Consider the following 16,671-nt stretch of genomic DNA (forward strand, 5'->3'; position numbering starts at 1 on the left):
AACACCGATGCGCAAGGCCCGCCTCTCCGTCTATCTCGAGCCCGCCGTCATGGATGCGCTGACGGCCTACGCCGACCGGCGCGACCGGTCCCTCTCCCTCGTCGCGGAAGCCGCCATTGCGTCGTTCGTCACCCCCGATGCGAGCGAACGGCTCGAAGCGGCGCTTTCCGCGCGGCTCGACCGGCTGAACCGCACGCAGGACCGGCTGGAACGCGACCAGACCATCGCCCTCGAGACCCTCGCCCTCTTCGTCCGCCATTGGCTGACCGTGATCAAGGCCCATTATGCTCTGGGTCGTTTTAGCGGATCTAGAAAACAGCTGCGCAAGATGGCGGTGGTCGTAGTTCTGCTTACTACTGGATATCTTTCGATCGGTGCCTTTTCGGGTTTCTCAGCCTTGTTGGGTGTAACTGTATTGCTCTCGATATATGGACTTTTCAATCCTGCTTTCAGCATGCGCCAAACACGCGAGATAGAGGATCGCCGCAATGTATCATAGATTGCTAGATCGGTGGGATGAGCATCGGGTGCAGCGCGGAAATGCGCTGAAGCACAGGAGTGATTTCGCGCTTGACGCGGAACTAGCATGTCCAGGCGCGAGGAAAGTGAGGAGTATAAGGGAATTTTGCGCTCTTGCCGCCATGACTGCGGAGGACCCAACCTTTTTCGACGAACCGGACACGCAGAATTTGGGCGTTAAGTGGAAAGATGGATGGATTGAATTCCCGTCGTCGGTTTCAACTGACACCGAAGAGAACAACGTCGTCTCGGCGAAGGTAACGAAGACTCGAATAAACGAGCACGCGCTTTTGATCTTCCATCATTGGAATGCGGGAGCGCGTTACCGTCAACTTTCAAAATATCTCGCACGGCAAGGAATCACAGTCGTCGAGATTGCCATGCCGTATCACTTTGAACGAAGGCGTCATGGGTCCCTGCATGCGGATTACATGCTCAGCTCAAATCTCGGCCGTACCATCCAGTCCATGCGACAGGCTGTCTTAGACGGTAGAAAGCTCATACGGATTCTGGAAAGCGAAGGATATAAGAGTTTCTCGGTTCTTGGCCTTAGTCTTGGATCTTGGACTGCCGGCCTGGTAGCTGCCCACGAACAGACCGTCGGAAAGGCTGCGCTTGTCCTGACAGCCGGAAGCCTCCCGGACATGGTATGGACCGGTCGCGCCACTCAACACATTCGCGCCAGTCTTGAGAATAAGATCGAACTAGCCGACCTACGACGGGCTTGGGCTCCGATCAGTCTTGCAGCCTGGACACGAAGATTAGCGAGACCGGATCTTGATCTACTCTTGGTGGTGGCGAAAAGGGACACGGTCGTGATACCAGCGCTATCGAAGAAGTTTATAGCAAAGCTGGAGGCCGGAGGAGCAAAGCCGAACGTATTGGAACTCAACTGTGGTCATTACTCACTGTCACTGCCCCCACACATTATCTGGACTGGCTTATCTATTTCGCGTTTTTTGAGTAAGGGCCACTAACCTGTAAAGCGATACGGAACGGGAAGTATACCCAATAGCTCACCTTTTCCAATTTTGAAGGTGAAGGGTTTGACGACAATGAGGCATCACCATCCCTGTCTCGGTAGCCTCGTCGAAGCGAACCTTGGTGTTTTGGTAACGAAGATCGAGACTGGGTCCTCACCGGACAACGCTACACAGCGGACAAGTGGCCGTCTTGATGCCAGCAGTTTCTGCCGCAGTGCCGCTGCCGTGATCAGCGCAACCTGATGTATCAGCTTCAAGCTTCGTCTTTGGCACGGGCCTGCATTCTTTTTCAACCTGTAAGATTGACGATCGGGATCAGCAGGCCAAGCAGTATGGGTTGATGGATCAGGTAGATCGTCAGGCTGTGTCGGCCGAGCCATGCCAAAGATCGCGCCGTGTGTCCGTGCAACGGGCGAGCGTATCGGACCAAGTTTCGCGCGAAAGCGATCCGGGTTCCTGCGATGCCGAACAGCGTCAATCCGATCCACGGGAAGAAGGGAACGAAGTCGTTGCTGGGCGGTGGAGAGGCCGCGAAGCCGGTCCAGGCCAGCCATCGCGGATCGAAGGTTTCCGATGTCCAGAGAAAGCCCAACGCATAGGTCGCGAAGCCAAGCCCCACGATGACGGATGTGGAGAGCCGTGAAACGAGAACGCCGACCACGCTCGCGACCGCGATCGCGTGCAGGATGCCGAAATAGACGAAGTTCTGCGGGAAAATCACGCGGGTTACGACACTGATGATCAGCGCGGCCACAATCAGAACGACGAGACGTCGTAAGAATGCCTGTCGCCGGAAACCGCCCGCTGTTGCGAGTACGAGACTTATACCCACCAGGACCATGAACGTTCCCGCGAGCAAGCGACCGAACAGCAACCAGAGTGGATGGACGGAGACCGCCGAAGGAATGACGCCGAGGAAGGCGAGGTCCCAAACCAGGTGAAAGAGCACGACACCCGCGATCGCGATCCCTCGAACGACATCGACGATGTCGAGGCGCGGGATGCTGGTCTTCGAGTGGAGGATTTCCGATGCGGGCATTTCTCGCATGTACCGCTCTAACTTCCACGCACCCATTCGATTGCCGCATCCATCTGAGCCGGGTCGAAGTTGCGCATCTCGGCTTGGGTCAGGGCGTCGGCCAGTTTCGCGCCCCATTCCATAAGGACGCCTTCGCCAACGATGGCCACGCGGCTGAAGTCGTTCGCGTGGGCGGTGTCGATCTTCAGGTCTTCCAGCATCGCAGACGGGCCGTCGTAGCCGTCGAAGTCGGTCAGATCGAGAACGAAACCAGGTTTGCCTGGCCTTTCGAGCCGCTCGTGCAGAAGCCCGTGCATTCTCTCCAGATCGCTTTCGCTCAGCTTACCCCGGCAGGCGATGCCGATGACATTGCTGTCCGCCGTCTCGATTTCCGTAAACATGGGAATTTTCCTATTTGTCGGACTTGCCGTGGCCGTAGAGGTCGGCATTCTCGTGCGAGCGATTTTCATGCTCGAATTCGAGGCTTGAATGCCCGATGCCGAATTCATCTTTGAGTCGGCCCTTGATCGCGGCCTTGATGTCTTCGATCCGGTCCCAGCCCCCATCGGTCAGCACGACATGGCAGTCGAGCGCGGCCTCATTCTCCTGCATCTGCCAGAGATGGACGTGGTGGACATCGGCCACGCCGTCTACGTCGCGCATCGCGTCGATGACCGCCCGGTTGTCCATATCCGGCGGGCTTCCGAGCATCAGCGTGCGGATCGGGCCAACTATCTCGGTGATGGCGAGATAGAGGATATAGAGCGCGATACCGATCGTGATCGCGGGATCGACCCACCACATGTCGTAGAGCAGGATGAGTGTCCCGGCCACGATCACGGCAACCGATGCCAGTGCATCCGACAGGTTGTGCAGGAACAGCGCGCGGATGTTCACGCTGCCCTTCTGCATCGAATAGGTTAGAACCGCCGTCAGTGTATCCACGACCAGTGCCACTCCACCGAGTATCACTACGGTCCACGCACCGACCTCCGGCGGGTCGATGATCCGCATTCCTCCTTCGTAGATGAGGTAGAAACCAATAAGGATCAGCGTCGTGTAGTTGATGAGCGCGGCGACGATCTCGACCCGTCCGTATCCGAAGGTCATACGCTCATCCGCCGGACGCCGCGCGATCTTTCGTGCCACGAAGGCAATGACCAACGACGCCATATCCGAAAAGTTGTGCAGCGCGTCGGCGATCAGGGCGAGGCTGCCGGACAGGATGCCGCCCACGATCTGCGCGACCGTCAGAATACCGTTGGCCCAGATCGCTATAGAGACGCGGCGGTCGCCGAACTCAGGATCAAGGTGCGTGTGGCTGTGGTCGTGCGGCACGAAAGGGCTCCTCGAATCGTTCGAAGAGGGATGTAGGGGCTACAGCTACTGTAGGTTCAAGTCCTTTGATCACGTGCCACGCGGCGCGGCCAAAATGATCGTCGCCCCGATCAGGCAAATTGCGGTTCCAGCTAGGTCCCACCTGTCCGGTCGCTGTCCTTCTGCCAACCACATCCACAGAACGGATGCAGCAATATAAACCCCGCCGTAGGCTGCGAAGGCGCGTCCCGCTACGACGGTTTCGACCTGTGCGAGCAGCCATCCGAAGATCGCGAGCGAAAGGATTCCGGGCACCAGCCAGAGCGACGTGGCCCCAAGACGCCACCACGCCCAGATCGCAAAACAACCGGCAATCTCGGCCAATGCGGCCAGCGGATACGCAACAGCTGCGTGCATGTCAGTCCGGGGTTGCCTCGCGAGCCTTCTGACCGACAGGATCGTCGTGGACAGCCTCGTGATGCTCTCCATGCGCATCCTTCAATATCTCGATTCCGCCCCAGGCGGCCACGACGGCGACGGCGACACCGACCGCCAGATCGGGCCAGTTGGTCCCCAGCCAGGCGACGAGCGTGCCGGCGACGATAATGCCAGCATTTGCCAGAAAGTCGTTCATCGTGAAAATGTTGGCGGCGCGCACGTTGACATCCGGATCGGAGATCCGGCGCAAGAGAACGACGCAGACGAGGTTCACAGCGGCGGCGATCAGCGCCATCACGATCATCACAAGGCCCAGCGGTTCCGATCCTTCGAGGTAGCGGCGACCGGCGTCGAACAAGATACCGACGGCGAACAGGATCAGCACACTCCCGGAGACGGTCGCCGCGATCCGCTTCCATCTGGCCGACCGGGACAGCGCGAACAGGCTCAGGGCATAGACGAACGCGTCGGATGTGTTGTCGAGGCCGTTGGCGATCAGCGACGTGGAGTCGCCGAACGCGCCGGTTATGAAGAACGCCACCGCAATCGCGGCATTCAGCAAGAGCACGATCCACAGGACGCGGCGCTGGCGCGCGTCTTTCGGCTGGATGCTTTCGCTCAACGCGTGTCTCCCTGGCGGCGACGTCCAAACGGATCGACGAACTCATTGTTCCCGTACGGGAGGGCCTAAGCACCGATCTCGTCGTGATCGGTCAGGCACTCCGAATGGTCCCGCAGGACCTCAAGCACTCGACAATCGGCCGTTTGTCCGCCCGCGCATTCGCGCACCATGCGTTTCAACTCGGTGCGCAAGGCCTCGAGACGCGCGATGCGCTGCTCAACCTGGCGAAGCTGCCGACGCGCGATTGCGTCAGCGTTCTCGCAAGACCGGTCGGGTTCATCGCTTAGGTCGAGAAGCTCCCTGATAGCTTCGAGCGTGAATCCCAGCTGACGGGCGTGGCGCACAAAAGCCAACCGGTCGAGTTCGTCCTCCCCGTAGCGACGCTGACCGCCCGCCGTTCGTTCCGGCTCGGGCATCAAGCCGATCTGTTCATAGTAGCGGATCGTCTGGACCTTGGTCCCGGTCTTCTTGGCGAGATTACCAATCGTCAGCATGTCCAACATCTTTAAAGCTACAGCTTCGGTAGATTTCGAATCGTGGGCTGGCAAGCGTTCTTCGCTCCAATCACAGATTTGCGACGAAACGACTTATGCGACGGAAATGGCTTGAACCTCTAGCAGCTGGAGGATGTATCTCCCGCGCTAACAAGGTCCCAGAGATCCCGAGCCACGTTGAGAATGACGTTTCTGCAGAAATCCCTTTGGACGCTGGTAGGTATCGCTGCGCTTGTTTTTCTGTGGCTCCTGCTTCGGGTGGATTACCGCTCAGACACTGCGCGGAAGACCGGAAATGCGATCCAAGCCGAGTTCGAACTTTCGGATCACACCGGAATGGTCCGGACGCAAGATGATTTTGCGGGGCGATGAATGCTGATCTTCTTCGGCTTCACCTATTGCCCGGACGTCTGCCCGACCACGTTGGCGGATATCTCGGACTGGTTGGACGCACTGGGCGGCGATGCCCGACGGCTTGATGTCGTGTTCATCACGGTCGATCCCGACCGCGAGACGGTCGAGACCATGGCGGAATATGTCGACCACTTTCATCCCGCAATCGAGGGATCGACCGGCACCGACGACCAGATCGCCCGTGCGGTTGAAGGTTTCCGCGCAAACTACGAGAAAGTACCGACAGAAGGCGGTGACTACACGTTGAACCACACGGCGAGCGTGTTCTTGTTCGACGTCGAGGGCTGGTTCGTCACGACCATCGACTATCACGAACCGCGGGAATTCGCGGTGCCGAAAATCCGGCGCACGATGAAAAAAGAAACGGAAGAGGCGACATGAAGATCAGATATCTGGCGACAGGACTGTTCGCGGCGGGCGGCATCGCAACGGGCGGCATTCTTCTATTCGACAAACTGGGAAAGGAGCCTGTTCCGCCCTCCCTTCGCAATGCCGCCACCTGGATACCGGAGCCTATGCCTTTGCCCACTTTCTCCAACTCGGACGCAAACGATTTGGATATGGGTAAAAAAGAGGTAGCGCCGACTTTCACTTCTCCAGCTCCTCTTGCCTCCGCGATCGCCGAGACTTCCGCGCCAGTCATCGAGCCGCTTCTGGAGGTCTGGTCGCGCGAAATCGCCTCTGGCGAAACGCTCGATACCGTTCTGGCGGAAGCTGGCCTCGTAGCTTCAGAGCGAGCCGAAATCGCCCTGGCGCTTGCAGCGGAATACGATCTGCGTCGGCTGCGTCCGGGACATGGACTTACTGTCGAGACAGGGCATGACGGGCATTTGCAGCGGGTGGTGCTGGATGTCGACGACGGCGTTCGGATCGAAACCGTCTTCGGTGCGGATGTCGCGACCCGTGTTCTTTCCCCCGAATCCGAGCTGCTGATCCGCGCGGCAGAAACGCGCATCGAGAGCTCCCTCTTCGCGGCGCTCGCTGACGCCGGTATCCCCGCGCGCTTCGCAGTCGATCTGGCGCAAATGCTGGGCGGCACTGTGGACTTTCGGCGTGACCTGTCGGGCGGCGAAATCATGCGCTTGATGTGGCGCGAGGAACGTGTCGAAGGCGGGGTGATCGGGCAACCCGAACTGGATTTTGCTGTGCTCGACCTCGGCGATACGCAATTCGAGATTGTCTGGCCCGAAGACGGCACCGGCCGGGCCACGATCTATCGGGACGGCGAGACGATGCGCGTCTTTGCCCAGCCCGTCGAAGGTGCGCGTCTCAGTTCTGTCTTTGGTCGCCGTGCGCATCCGGTCTATGGCGATACCCGCATGCATACCGGGGTGGACTTCGCCGCGCCGCGCGGCACGCCGATTTCGGCGACCGCGCCCGGACGTATCAGCTTCATCGGGCGACGCGGCGGCTACGGGCGGGTTGTTGAAATCTCGCACGGCTCCGAGACCATGACTCGCTACGCGCATCTCAGCGCGGTTCCAGACGGGCTGGCGGTGGGCGATCGCGTCGCGGCGGGCGATACGATCGGCCGCGTCGGTGCAACCGGTACCGCGACTGGTCCCAACCTCCACTACGAGGTGCGCGTCAATGGGCGGCCGACCGATCCTCTTTCCGACGACCGTCTCGCCGAAGCCGTAGAACACGAAGAGCGGAACGACGATGCGATCATGCGTCTTGGCGCGGCGCGGACTTTGCTTGACGAGCACCTCGCCGGTCTTCTTCCGACGAATCCAAACGAAAGACTCTGACCAATGAAACGATCGATTATGGCCCTGTCATGCGCCCTTGCACTCTTTCCGTTTGCGAAGGTCTCCGCAGAGCAATCGCAGATCGACGTCTACAAGACCAACAGCTGCGGCTGCTGTGTCGCCTGGATGAACCATCTCGACGAAAACGGCTTCGAGACGACCGGGCACGACATGTTCGGTGGAACTCTTGTCCGCTTCAAGCTCGACAACGGCGTTCCTCAGCGGATGGTGTCCTGCCATATGGGCCTGATCGATGGCTACGTGATCGAAGGCCATGTCCCGGCTGCGGACATATCCAGATTGCTTGAGGAACGCCCGGAGGCCGTGGGCCTCGCCGTGCCAAAGATGCCGCTGGGATCTCCGGGCATGGATCAAGGCAGTCGCCGCGATGCCTACGATGTCTTTCTGATCTATGAAGATGGTTCGACAGAGGTTTTTGCCAGCTATCCCGGCAACTGACCAAGGACTAAAGGGAATCCGATTTGGAATCACTGTCTCCGATAGCGCTCGGCTTCTTCGGAAGCCTCGCGGCCGGTTCGCTGACCGCAATCGGCGCAGTACCGGTGCTGTTCGGTCGTATCCCGTCGCGAGCCACGAGGGACCTGTCGCTCGGCTTTGCAGCCGGCGTCATGCTGGCAGCGTCGTTCTTCTCGCTGATCATTCCGGCCCTGGACGCAGCCGAAGGTCAGTTCGAGAACGGTGCCGTGCCAGCCGCCATCGTCTGTGTCGCGATCCTCTTCGGCATGGGCGCCGTCGCTCTGTTGAACGAGAAGCTGCCGCACGAGCACTTCTCGACGGGCCGCGAAGGGCCGGACGCGATCGCCCTGCGGCGTGTGTGGCTGTTCATCTTCGCGATCACGATCCACAACTTCCCCGAAGGCCTCGCCGTCGGGGTCGGCTTCGGTGCCAACGGTCTTTCCGGCGGCCTGCCGCTCGCGCTCGGGATCGGCCTACAGAACGCGCCCGAAGGGCTCGCGGTGGCGGTTTCGCTGCTGGGCGAAGGCTATTCGAAGTGGCGCGCCTGGGGCATCGCTGCTCTGACCGGTATGATCGAGCCTGTCGGCGGGCTTATCGGTGCCGGCATCATCAGCCTGTCGCAACCGCTTTTGCCCTGGGGTCTCGCCTTCGCGGCCGGTGCGATGCTGTACGTCATTAGCCACGAGATCATTCCCGAAACCCACCGGAGCGGAAACCAGAACCGCGCGACGCTTGGCCTGTCGGTCGGGCTGGTTCTCATGCTGTTCCTCGACGTTTGGCTCGGATGAGATCATGACGAATATGAACAGCCCGCGCGCCCTGGGGCTGACCATCGCGACTGCTGCCATCATCGCCGATCAGGCAACGAAGGCAGTTGTCGTCGCGAATGCCGGTGCCTTGGGCACCGGAATCGCCGTTGGCCCAGGCTTCAATCTCGTCTTCGGGCGCAACGACGGCGTGACCTTCGGTATGCTTGGCGGTGTGCCATGGTGGGGCCTCGCGCTTCTCGCACTTGGTATCTGCCTCTGGCTGACCGTCATGTTGTATCGCTCGGACAGCCGGATCGAGGCATTGGCCTATGGGGTGATCATCGGCGGCGCGCTTGGAAACGTCATCGACCGCGTGCGCTTCGGCGGGGTCACTGACTTCCTGGATTTCTACGTAGGGCGGCTGCACTGGCCCGCCTTCAACCTGGCGGATGTCTTTGTGGTCTGCGGCGTCGGGCTGCTGCTTCTGGCATCTGTCCTCGAGCGACGCAAAGACAACTCGAGGGTTGGTCAGGAGTAAATGTCGATAGGCGTTCCATTCCGCACCATGGAGTAGATTTCCTCGATCTGCCGATCCGTCACCGAAATGCAGCCCGCCGTCCAGTCGCGCTTGTCGACCGGATCGATACCGGGACGTGGCCCACCGTGAATGAAGATGTCGCCCCCGGGCGATCTGCCTTCAGCGGCGGCGAAGTCCCGGTCCTGCGCGTTCGGATAGGAGATACCAATCGACAGGTGGAATCGGCTGTCGGGATTGCGCCGGTCGATGACATACGATCCCTCAGGCGTCCGTCCGTCTCCTTCGAACTGCTTGTGACCGATCGGTGCGAAACCCAGTCCGATGGGATAAGTGCGCAGCGCCCCTTCGGCGCCATCGAGAACGAGCAACCGCCTTCCCTTGAAGAGCCGCAGGCGCGTGACTTGTGGGCCATCATAGCTGCGGAACTTGGTCGCACAGGCCGACAGAAGCGTGGCCACAGCGCCAAGCAGCGCAATCCGTCTCGTGAGTCTGATATACTGCATCGATGGATGCCCCGTTTTCGAGGTTCTCTACTTCGTCGGATAAGCCACAAGAATGCGCCCGGATCAATGCCCGTGCGCCAGCGCGCCCTGTGCCATGCGTTCACCCACCGGCTCGCCACCCTCGGGCGGTGACTTGCGCCCGGCGGCGTTCAGCAGACGCAGAGCGTTGGCGACCACCAGCAGCGACACGCCGACATCAGCCGCGATGGCCCCCCACATCGACGCCAGTCCGAAGGCGGTGGCCACGACGAACGCGGCCTTCGTTGCCAGAGAGATGCCGATGTTCTGATGAATGATCGACATGGTGCGGCGCGAATGGCCGATCAACCACGGAACACGGGCGATGTCGTCGGTCATCAGGGCAATGTCGGCCGTCTCTATGGCCGCGTCGGATCCGACCGCCCCCATGGCGATGCCGTAATGCGCCCGCGCCATCGCCGGGGCGTCGTTTACCCCGTCACCGATCATCGCGACCATGTCGTGCCTGGCGACCAGTTCCCCGATGGCCGTGACCTTGTCTTCCGGCAGAAGCTCGGCGCGGACCTCGTCAATCCCGACTTCGGCCGCAACGGCCCGCGCGGTGCGTGCATTGTCGCCCGTCAGCATGACGATGGTGTTCACGCCCTGCGCGTGCAGTGCGGCGATGACGCCCTTGGCCTCCGGCCTGATCCGGTCACGCAATTCCAGAACGCCGACGACTCCGGCATCGTCGCCGACCGCCACGAGCGTGGATCCGCCCGCTTCGATTCGGTTCCGAAGGTCACCGGGGATCGCGTTGCCGAAACCCTTTTCCTCGGCGAAGCGATCGGAACCCAGCCAGATCGACCGCCCATTGACCTGCCCTTCCAGGCCCCGGCCGGGCACCGTGCGCGTCTCGTCCGCCGCGGTGACGGTCAGTCCGTCCTTTGTGGCACGGTCCAGGATGGCGCGGGCCAGCGGGTGCGAAGAACGCGCCTCCAGCGCGGTGGCAATGGAAAGCAGTTCGGCTTTGCTGGCATTTCCAAGCGGATGGATACCCGCCACCTCCGGCTCGCCCATCGTGATCGTGCCGGTCTTGTCCATCGCCAGCGCCGTCGTCCGTCCCGGTGCCTCGACATAGGCGCCGCCCTTGATCAGAACCCCTGCCCGCGCGGACGCGGTCAGCGACGCGACGATCGATACGGGTGTCGAGATCACCAGCGCGCAGGGGCAGGCAATGACCAGAAGCACCAGCGCATTGTAGAACCAGAAGTCCCAGGCACCGCCAAGAACGAGCGGTGGCAGCAGCGCGATTGCGACCGCCAAGAGCATGACGACAGGCGTGTAGACGCGCGCGAACTTCGCCACCCATTGCTCCACCGGCGCGCGGCGGGCATGGGCGTCGCCGACCATGCGGATGATCTTTGCCAATACCGTATCGGAGGCGAGTTTCGTCGCGCGCACTGTCAGCGTGCCTTCGCCGTTGATCGTGCCCGCATAAACCTCGTCGCCGGGCTCCTTTGCGACCAGCGCGCTTTCGCCGGTGATGGGGGCCTGATCGACCGCGCCGGCACCGTCCGTCACCTCGCCGTCGAGCGCGATGCGGTCACCGCCGCGCACGATGAAACTGTCCCCCACGGCGACTTCCGCCGCCGGAACATCCGCCTCGCTGCCGTCCGCCCGGATCAGCCGTGCCGTGGGCGGCGCCAAATCCAGAAGCGCCGAGACCGCATTGCGCGCCCGCCCGACACTCCAGCTTTCAAGATAGAGCGAGAGCGAGAAGAAGAAGGCCACCGTCGCCGCCTCGAAGAACTCGCCCAGGCCGATTGCGCCCGCGACGGCCACGACCATCAGCAGGTTCATGTCCGGCGAAAGCCGCCGCGCCGAGGACCACGCCTTGGGCGCGACCAGCCAGACACCGAACAGGATCGCGATCCCGAACAGCCCTGCCTCGGTCAGGGGCATCGGGGCATCGCCATGGCCCGAGAATATGCCGACTGCGCCGCCCAGCCCGGTCTCGATCAGGTGCCAAAAGAAGCCAGCGGCCCAGAAGCCGCCGCTGAGCATCGTGAACCATCTTTGACGCGCAAGATAGGCGGCCTGGTCTTCCGAAGCCGTTTTAGCATCCCAAAGACGAGCAGTCATTCCGGTGCTTGCCACCAGTTCCGCGACCCGATCGTCCGTGACGGGTCGGGCGCTGTCCAGAACGGTCATGCGCCCGTTGATGACGTCGAAGGCCAGATGTTCCTTTCCGCCGATCTCGGGTCCGATGGCACGGCTGAGAATCCCGATCTCTTCCGCGCAATCGAGACCGGACACCTGGAAACTGCGTCCTTCCACCGGTGTCGTCGCGGTTGTCGGTATCTCTTTGTCATCGTGAGCATGGCCGCAGCAACTACTAGCCTCTTGCCGACGTGCGGTGACGTGATCGTGAACAGGAGGATCGGAAGGCATTGGCGGACCTGCAAACTTGCGAATTCAGACATGGAGATAGCTCCTACAGCAGCTAGAGCTTCAAGGCCCAATCTCGTTTTTGCGTTGTTCATCGAACAGGGGAATGAAAAAGCTTGTCGCCGAAACGGGAAACGATGGGAAAATGGCCATGCGCGTCAGACTGATAGGCTTTGTGGTGGCAACGCTCGCCCTTGGTGGGTGCTCGACGCTTGACGGCACAGCCCGGGAGACGCGTCAGCAAGAGGCCGTTCAGGCCCAACTAGCTGCCTTGGCGGCACCGGATCAGGATGTTGCAACGGCGCGGCTGAGACCCGAAGACGGGTGCTACTGGTATCGCCATGCCGGGCGTGTCGAGACGACCGAGCTTCCGCTTCGCACACCGGGTGGCCAGCAGATTTGTGCACCCTCCGAAACGTGACCGCCGCTACCGGACGACTCGCAACCGTCTGATCGGACGACTTCCGACGACATTTTGCGCCGGAAGCCGTGGCTTCGCGTCTTCAACTGCGCGGGGATACGCTGTCGTCGGCCGAGTAAAGATACGCGGTCGAACCGAGTTCGACCCTTGGGTAAAGCTGATTGATGTGTGCCATGACCATGCGGACGCACCCTGAACTTGCCCGCGAGCCAATGGACCGCGGATAGGGCGTGCCGTGGATCCGCAGATAGGTATCCCGGTCTCCGACATAGAGATAGAGCGCCCGCGACCCCAAGGCATTGCTCGGACCCGGTTCCATTCCATCTTCGTACTGCGCGTAGACTTCGGGCTCGCGCTCGATCATCGACTGGGTGGGCGTCCAATGCGGCCACTCGACCTTGCGCTTGATCGTGTAGGTGCCCGGCTCGTAGAGATCGCCCCGCCCGATGGCCACCCCATAGCGCATCGCGGTCCCACCTTCCTCGATATGATAGAGATACCGCGCTACCGCGTCGACATGGATGTCGCCCGGTGTCAGTCCGTCATTCGCAACGACCCGCTGTGGCAGGAAGCGCGGATCCAGACCCCACGGATTGGAGGTCGCCGGATCAAAGCCCGGCGGCGTCACCTGCGCGTCCCAGGCGGCCTTTTCCGCTGCCGTCGGCTGGCTGCTGGAAAGCGCGGGGCCTGCTGCCGCGGCCGAAAACAGCGCGGAAGTCGTTATGATGAAATGGCGTCTTGTCAGCATGTTCTGCTTCTCTCTTCAATATCCAGCCCGGTGTCGCCGAAGAATTCGAGATACTTTGCAGTAGGATAGGACCTACACCAGCTAGAGGTTCAATGGTTCACGATCAGAAAATCGTGAGAGGTTTCTGAAACCGCGATCTATCGATTTTCATCGCGGGGCGCGAATGACGGCCAGGTAGACCGAAGCGGAGACGCGAGCGACAGTTTCCGACTGGCCGATGAGAAGTTGGCCAAACTTTCGCTTTTCCTCCTTGAGTCGCGCGGCAGCCTAGGGTCGAAGATTGACGATGATGATCTTGGTGCCTCAGAAGCCAGTACATCAGCCTGATGCCTTTGAATTCATAACGGTCTGGCGGGCCATGCTTTGCAGGATCGGACAATCGGGCCGATGGTCACCAGCGCATTCACGAACAAGGTGGTCGAGCGTCTGACGCATGTCTTGGAGATCCGCGATCTTGTCGTCGATCGCACTCAAATGATCTTTGGCCAATGCTTTCACGTCTGCACTGGCACGCGTGTCGTCCGCCCAAAGTGCAAGCAACTTGCGGCAATCCTCGATCGAGAAGCCGAGCGCCCGCGCGCGACCCAGAAACGTGAGCTTGTGCGCGTCGCGGGTCCGGAACGCGCGATATCCGTTCGTATCGCGCAGCGGTTTAACCAGACCGATATCTTCGTAATACCTGATCGTCTTGGCGGGCAGTCCCGACACAATCGCAACTTCTCCGATATTCATGCCTTGCCTCCTTTCTGTTTCATTCTGCGGGTTCGGGAACGATACTGGCGCTGTGCCGCTTGGGCGTGGCCTTGGCGGAGCCGGTTTGAACCCGGGTCAGGCGAAGCGCATTCGACAAGACGAAGACACTGGACAGCGCCATCGCGCCCGCGGCCAGCATCGGCGACAGAAGCATCCCGGTCAGGGGCCACAGAACGCCCGCGGCCACCGGGATTAGCGCGGTGTTGTATGCGAAAGCCCAAAACAGGTTTTGGCGAATGTTACGCATCGTGCGCTGGCTGACATCTACCGCACGCAACACGCCGGCCGGATCGCCCCGCATCAGCACGACATCGGCCGTCTCGATAGCCACGTCCGTACCGGTCCCCATTGCCACGCCGATATCGGCAGCAGCCAAGGCGGGCGCATCGTTGATGCCATCGCCGACAAAGGCCACCGGGCCTTGCTCCTGGAACTGCTCGATTGCGGCGACCTTGCCGTCGGGCATGACTTCGGCCGTCACCAGATCGATCCCGAGCTCCTGCGCGATGGCATCTGCCGTGGCGCGTGCATCGCCGGTCACCAGGGCGACCCTTAGGCCGCGGCCCTTCAGCTTCGACACGGTGTCCGATGCACTGGATTTGACGGGATCGGCAACGCCGATTGTCGCTGCCAGGCTGCCGTCGATTGCAACAAAGAGCGGGGTGCGCCCCCCTGCCCCGATTGCAGCCGCAGCTCGGTCCATCGCCGTGGTCGCGATGCCGTCGCGCTGCATCAGACGGGACGCGCCGACCAGAACGGTCCGCCCGTCGACCGTGGCGCGGGCACCGAGACCGGTGATGCTTTCGAAACCGCGCACCCCCGACAGGTCCAGACCGCGCAATTCGGCGGCCCGCACGATGGCCTCCGCGATCGGGTGCTCGGACATCGCCTCCACCGATGCGACCAGCCTCAGGACATCGTTCTCCTCAAAGCCCTCGCCGACCGACAGATCGGTCAATTCCGGACGGCCTTCGGTCAGGGTGCCGGTCTTGTCGAAGACAATCGTGCGGACTTCCTGAAGCCTCTGCAACGCATCGCCCCGGCGGAAGAGCACGCCCAGTTCGGCGGCGCGCCCGGTTCCGACCATGACCGATGTGGGTGTAGCCAAACCCATGGCGCAGGGGCAGGCGATGATCAGGACCGACACGCCCGCCACCAGCGCAAGACCAAGTGCCGGATCGGGGCCGAAGGTCAACCAAGCCACGACGGTCAGGACCGCGATCCCCAGAACGGCGGGGACGAACCAGCGCACGACGCGGTCCACCGCGGCCTGGATCGGAAGCTTCGCGCCCTGCGCGTCCTGCACCATTCTGACGATACCAGCCAGCACCGTGTCCTCGCCCACGGCCGTCGCGCGGAAGGTCAAGGCACCCGTGCCGTTGACGGTGCCGCCGGTCACACGCGCGCCTGCGAGTTTTTCAACAGGCAGCGGTTCGCCCGTGAGCATGGCTTCGTCGACGAAGGATCGTCCCGAAGTGACCTCGCCATCCGCAGCAATTCGTTCCCCGGGGCGCACGATGATCATGTCGCCCCTGACCACGTCGGCGACGGGAATATCGAGCGTTTTTCCCTGTCGCTCGACCCGAGCTGTGCCCGGTCTCAGGGCGATCAGCGACCGGATCGCCGCGCCCGTCCGCCCCTTTGACCTCGCCTCCAGATACCGTCCGGTCAGGATCAGTGTGACGATCACGGCCGCGGCCTCAAAATAGACCGCGACACTGCCGGGCGGCAGTATCGACGGGGCGAAAGTCGCGACTGTCGAATATCCCCACGCCGCCAATGTTCCAAGCGCCACGAGCGAATTCATGTCCGGTGCCGCACGGAGCAGGGCGGGCACACCCTTCGTGATGAAGCGCCGACCGGGCCAAGCCAGGATCAGCGTGACCAGCGCAAACTGCACGATCCAAAGGGTCTGGCGGCCGAATGTCGCGTCGAGGGTGTCGCGGAAGCCGGGAACCAGATGCCCCCCCATTTCAAGCAGGAAAACCGGCAACGTCAAAACGGCGGCGATTATAGTCTGACGCAACAGGGTTCGCGTCTCTTTCGTCGCCCGATCTTCGTGTTCGGTCGACAAGTCACCGCGAACGCGCAGCGCCGTTGGATAGCCTGCCTCCTCCGCCGCCCGGGCGATTTCCTCCGGTGTGGTCGCGCCAGCGAGCCATTCGACCTCCGCCGCATTGGTCGCAAGGTTCACGCGCGCCGCGATCACACCGGATACCGCCGCCAGCGCCCGTTCGACCCTGCCCGTGCAGGACGCGCATGACATGCCCTCGACCTCGAATGTTTCCACCCGTGTTTCCGCCGGATATCCGGCAGACCGAAGGGCTTCGGCAATGTCCCCCAGATCGGCAGCCGCCGGCGCGACCCGAGCGGTTCCGTCGGCAAGGTTCACATTCGCCGAATCGACGCCCGGAACTGATGCAATTGCCCGTTCGGCGCGACCGACGCAGGACGCGCAGCTCAGCCCGGTCAACTGGATCGTACTGAATGTTTGGGCCACGGGCGACGCTCCTTCGT

The 16,671-nt window shown here is 61.7% G+C and carries 18 protein-coding genes and 1 pseudogene; 8 read left to right on the forward strand and 11 right to left on the reverse strand.

Annotated features, from left to right (window positions below):
* Window positions 1-7 precede the first annotated feature (7 nt).
* Together RM543_RS15260 and RM543_RS15265 are read left to right on the forward strand one after the other, a co-directional pair.
* The gene (locus RM543_RS15260) at window positions 8-499 is read left to right on the forward strand and encodes a hypothetical protein (protein ID WP_311693131.1); all 492 of its coding nucleotides are present in this window, start codon (window positions 8-10) and stop codon (window positions 497-499) included.
* Complete coding sequence (locus RM543_RS15265) at window positions 489-1,496, forward strand: alpha/beta hydrolase (protein ID WP_091846708.1); 1,008 nt, start codon at window positions 489-491, stop codon at window positions 1,494-1,496. Before RM543_RS15260 ends, RM543_RS15265 begins: the two co-directional genes overlap by 11 nt.
* Window positions 1,497-1,791: 295 nt before the next feature.
* Here RM543_RS15265 and RM543_RS15270 read toward each other — a convergent pair whose 3' ends face one another.
* The 6 genes from RM543_RS15270 to RM543_RS15295 all read right to left on the reverse strand — a co-directional run bounded on the left by RM543_RS15270 (window position 1,792) and on the right by RM543_RS15295 (window position 5,391).
* Window positions 1,792-2,541 (reverse strand): heparan-alpha-glucosaminide N-acetyltransferase, encoded by a 750-nt coding sequence (locus RM543_RS15270; protein ID WP_311693135.1) that lies wholly within the window; start codon window positions 2,539-2,541, stop codon window positions 1,792-1,794.
* Window positions 2,542-2,558: 17 nt separating this feature from the next.
* Window positions 2,559-2,921, reverse strand: a complete 363-nt coding sequence (locus RM543_RS15275) for a SpoIIAA family protein (protein WP_311693137.1) — start codon at window positions 2,919-2,921, stop codon at window positions 2,559-2,561.
* Window positions 2,922-2,931: 10 nt separating this feature from the next.
* A complete protein-coding gene (locus tag RM543_RS15280; RefSeq protein ID WP_311693139.1) occupies window positions 2,932-3,858 on the reverse strand; it encodes a cation diffusion facilitator family transporter in 927 nt (308 codons plus the stop codon).
* 69 nt (window positions 3,859-3,927) lie between these two features.
* Window positions 3,928-4,254 (reverse strand): YnfA family protein, encoded by a 327-nt coding sequence (locus RM543_RS15285; RefSeq protein WP_311693141.1) that lies wholly within the window; start codon window positions 4,252-4,254, stop codon window positions 3,928-3,930.
* 1 nt (window position 4,255) lies between these two features.
* On the reverse strand, window positions 4,256-4,897 hold the full coding sequence (locus tag RM543_RS15290; RefSeq protein WP_311693143.1) for a cation efflux transmembrane domain-containing protein: 642 nt from the start codon (window positions 4,895-4,897) through the stop codon (window positions 4,256-4,258).
* A 65-nt stretch (window positions 4,898-4,962) separates the two neighbouring features.
* Window positions 4,963-5,391, reverse strand: a complete 429-nt coding sequence (locus RM543_RS15295) for a MerR family transcriptional regulator (protein WP_311693145.1) — start codon at window positions 5,389-5,391, stop codon at window positions 4,963-4,965.
* Window positions 5,392-5,727: 336 nt separating this feature from the next.
* On the opposite strand from RM543_RS15295, the pseudogene RM543_RS15300 reads away from it, so the two are divergent.
* The 5 genes and pseudogenes from RM543_RS15300 to lspA all read left to right on the forward strand — a co-directional run bounded on the left by RM543_RS15300 (window position 5,728) and on the right by lspA (window position 9,320).
* Window positions 5,728-6,186, forward strand: a pseudogene (locus RM543_RS15300) (SCO family protein).
* Complete coding sequence (locus RM543_RS15305; protein ID WP_311693147.1) at window positions 6,183-7,556, forward strand: M23 family metallopeptidase; 1,374 nt, start codon at window positions 6,183-6,185, stop codon at window positions 7,554-7,556. Before RM543_RS15300 ends, RM543_RS15305 begins: the two are co-directional and overlap by 4 nt.
* A 3-nt stretch (window positions 7,557-7,559) precedes the next feature.
* Window positions 7,560-8,015, forward strand: a complete 456-nt coding sequence (locus RM543_RS15310) for a DUF411 domain-containing protein (protein WP_091846716.1) — start codon at window positions 7,560-7,562, stop codon at window positions 8,013-8,015.
* Window positions 8,016-8,038: 23 nt separating this feature from the next.
* The gene (locus tag RM543_RS15315; protein WP_091846717.1) at window positions 8,039-8,821 is read left to right on the forward strand and encodes a ZIP family metal transporter; all 783 of its coding nucleotides are present in this window, start codon (window positions 8,039-8,041) and stop codon (window positions 8,819-8,821) included.
* 13 nt (window positions 8,822-8,834) lie between these two features.
* Window positions 8,835-9,320: a signal peptidase II gene (gene lspA, locus RM543_RS15320; protein WP_091846758.1), complete on the forward strand. Its 486-nt coding sequence runs from the start codon at window positions 8,835-8,837 to the stop codon at window positions 9,318-9,320.
* Here lspA and RM543_RS15325 read toward each other — a convergent pair.
* Together RM543_RS15325 and RM543_RS15330 are read right to left on the reverse strand one after the other, a co-directional pair.
* Window positions 9,311-9,823 carry a L,D-transpeptidase family protein gene (locus RM543_RS15325; protein WP_091846718.1) on the reverse strand — a complete coding sequence of 171 codons (513 nt, stop codon included), beginning with the start codon at window positions 9,821-9,823 and terminating at the stop codon, window positions 9,311-9,313. The genes lspA and RM543_RS15325 overlap by 10 nt on opposite strands.
* Window positions 9,824-9,886: 63 nt before the next feature.
* Window positions 9,887-12,235, reverse strand: coding sequence for a heavy metal translocating P-type ATPase (locus RM543_RS15330; RefSeq protein ID WP_432280464.1), 2,349 nt, complete (start codon window positions 12,233-12,235; stop codon window positions 9,887-9,889).
* Window positions 12,236-12,338: 103 nt separating this feature from the next.
* Here RM543_RS15330 and RM543_RS15335 point away from each other — a divergent pair, with 103 nt between their 5' ends.
* Window positions 12,339-12,653: a hypothetical protein gene (locus tag RM543_RS15335; protein ID WP_236737129.1), complete on the forward strand. Its 315-nt coding sequence runs from the start codon at window positions 12,339-12,341 to the stop codon at window positions 12,651-12,653.
* Between the two features lie 82 nt (window positions 12,654-12,735).
* Here the strand turns inward: RM543_RS15335 and RM543_RS15340 are convergent, their stop codons facing one another.
* The 3 genes from RM543_RS15340 to RM543_RS15350 form a co-directional block, all read right to left on the reverse strand.
* Entirely contained in the window at window positions 12,736-13,401 is a 666-nt protein-coding gene (locus RM543_RS15340) for a L,D-transpeptidase (protein ID WP_091846720.1), read from the reverse strand.
* A 318-nt stretch (window positions 13,402-13,719) separates the two neighbouring features.
* Window positions 13,720-14,133, reverse strand: a complete 414-nt coding sequence (gene cueR, locus RM543_RS15345) for a Cu(I)-responsive transcriptional regulator (RefSeq protein WP_108892401.1) — start codon at window positions 14,131-14,133, stop codon at window positions 13,720-13,722.
* 19 nt (window positions 14,134-14,152) lie between these two features.
* Window positions 14,153-16,654: a heavy metal translocating P-type ATPase gene (locus tag RM543_RS15350; protein WP_311693155.1), complete on the reverse strand. Its 2,502-nt coding sequence runs from the start codon at window positions 16,652-16,654 to the stop codon at window positions 14,153-14,155.
* Window positions 16,655-16,671: the final 17 nt, after the last annotated feature.

The organism is Tropicimonas omnivorans, assembly GCF_031846565.1.
In the GTDB taxonomy this organism is placed as follows: domain Bacteria; phylum Pseudomonadota; class Alphaproteobacteria; order Rhodobacterales; family Rhodobacteraceae; genus Tropicimonas_B; species Tropicimonas_B omnivorans.

Coding starts and splice junctions, on each gene's coding strand:
- RM543_RS15270 (WP_311693135.1), bottom strand. CDS start 2,541: ATGCCCGCATCGGAAATCCTCCACTCGAAGACCAGCATCCCGCGCCTC.
- RM543_RS15335 (WP_236737129.1), top strand. CDS start 12,339: ATGAAAAAGCTTGTCGCCGAAACGGGAAACGATGGGAAAATGGCCATG.
- RM543_RS15305 (WP_311693147.1), top strand. CDS start 6,183: ATGAAGATCAGATATCTGGCGACAGGACTGTTCGCGGCGGGCGGCATC.
- RM543_RS15275 (WP_311693137.1), bottom strand. CDS start 2,921: ATGTTTACGGAAATCGAGACGGCGGACAGCAATGTCATCGGCATCGCC.
- cueR (WP_108892401.1), bottom strand. CDS start 14,133: ATGAATATCGGAGAAGTTGCGATTGTGTCGGGACTGCCCGCCAAGACG.
- RM543_RS15330 (WP_432280464.1), bottom strand. CDS start 12,235: ATGCCTTCCGATCCTCCTGTTCACGATCACGTCACCGCACGTCGGCAA.
- RM543_RS15285 (WP_311693141.1), bottom strand. CDS start 4,254: ATGCACGCAGCTGTTGCGTATCCGCTGGCCGCATTGGCCGAGATTGCC.
- RM543_RS15260 (WP_311693131.1), top strand. CDS start 8: ATGCGCAAGGCCCGCCTCTCCGTCTATCTCGAGCCCGCCGTCATGGAT.
- RM543_RS15340 (WP_091846720.1), bottom strand. CDS start 13,401: ATGCTGACAAGACGCCATTTCATCATAACGACTTCCGCGCTGTTTTCG.
- RM543_RS15325 (WP_091846718.1), bottom strand. CDS start 9,823: ATGCAGTATATCAGACTCACGAGACGGATTGCGCTGCTTGGCGCTGTG.
- lspA (WP_091846758.1), top strand. CDS start 8,835: ATGAACAGCCCGCGCGCCCTGGGGCTGACCATCGCGACTGCTGCCATC.
- RM543_RS15310 (WP_091846716.1), top strand. CDS start 7,560: ATGAAACGATCGATTATGGCCCTGTCATGCGCCCTTGCACTCTTTCCG.
- RM543_RS15265 (WP_091846708.1), top strand. CDS start 489: ATGTATCATAGATTGCTAGATCGGTGGGATGAGCATCGGGTGCAGCGC.
- RM543_RS15295 (WP_311693145.1), bottom strand. CDS start 5,391: ATGCTGACGATTGGTAATCTCGCCAAGAAGACCGGGACCAAGGTCCAG.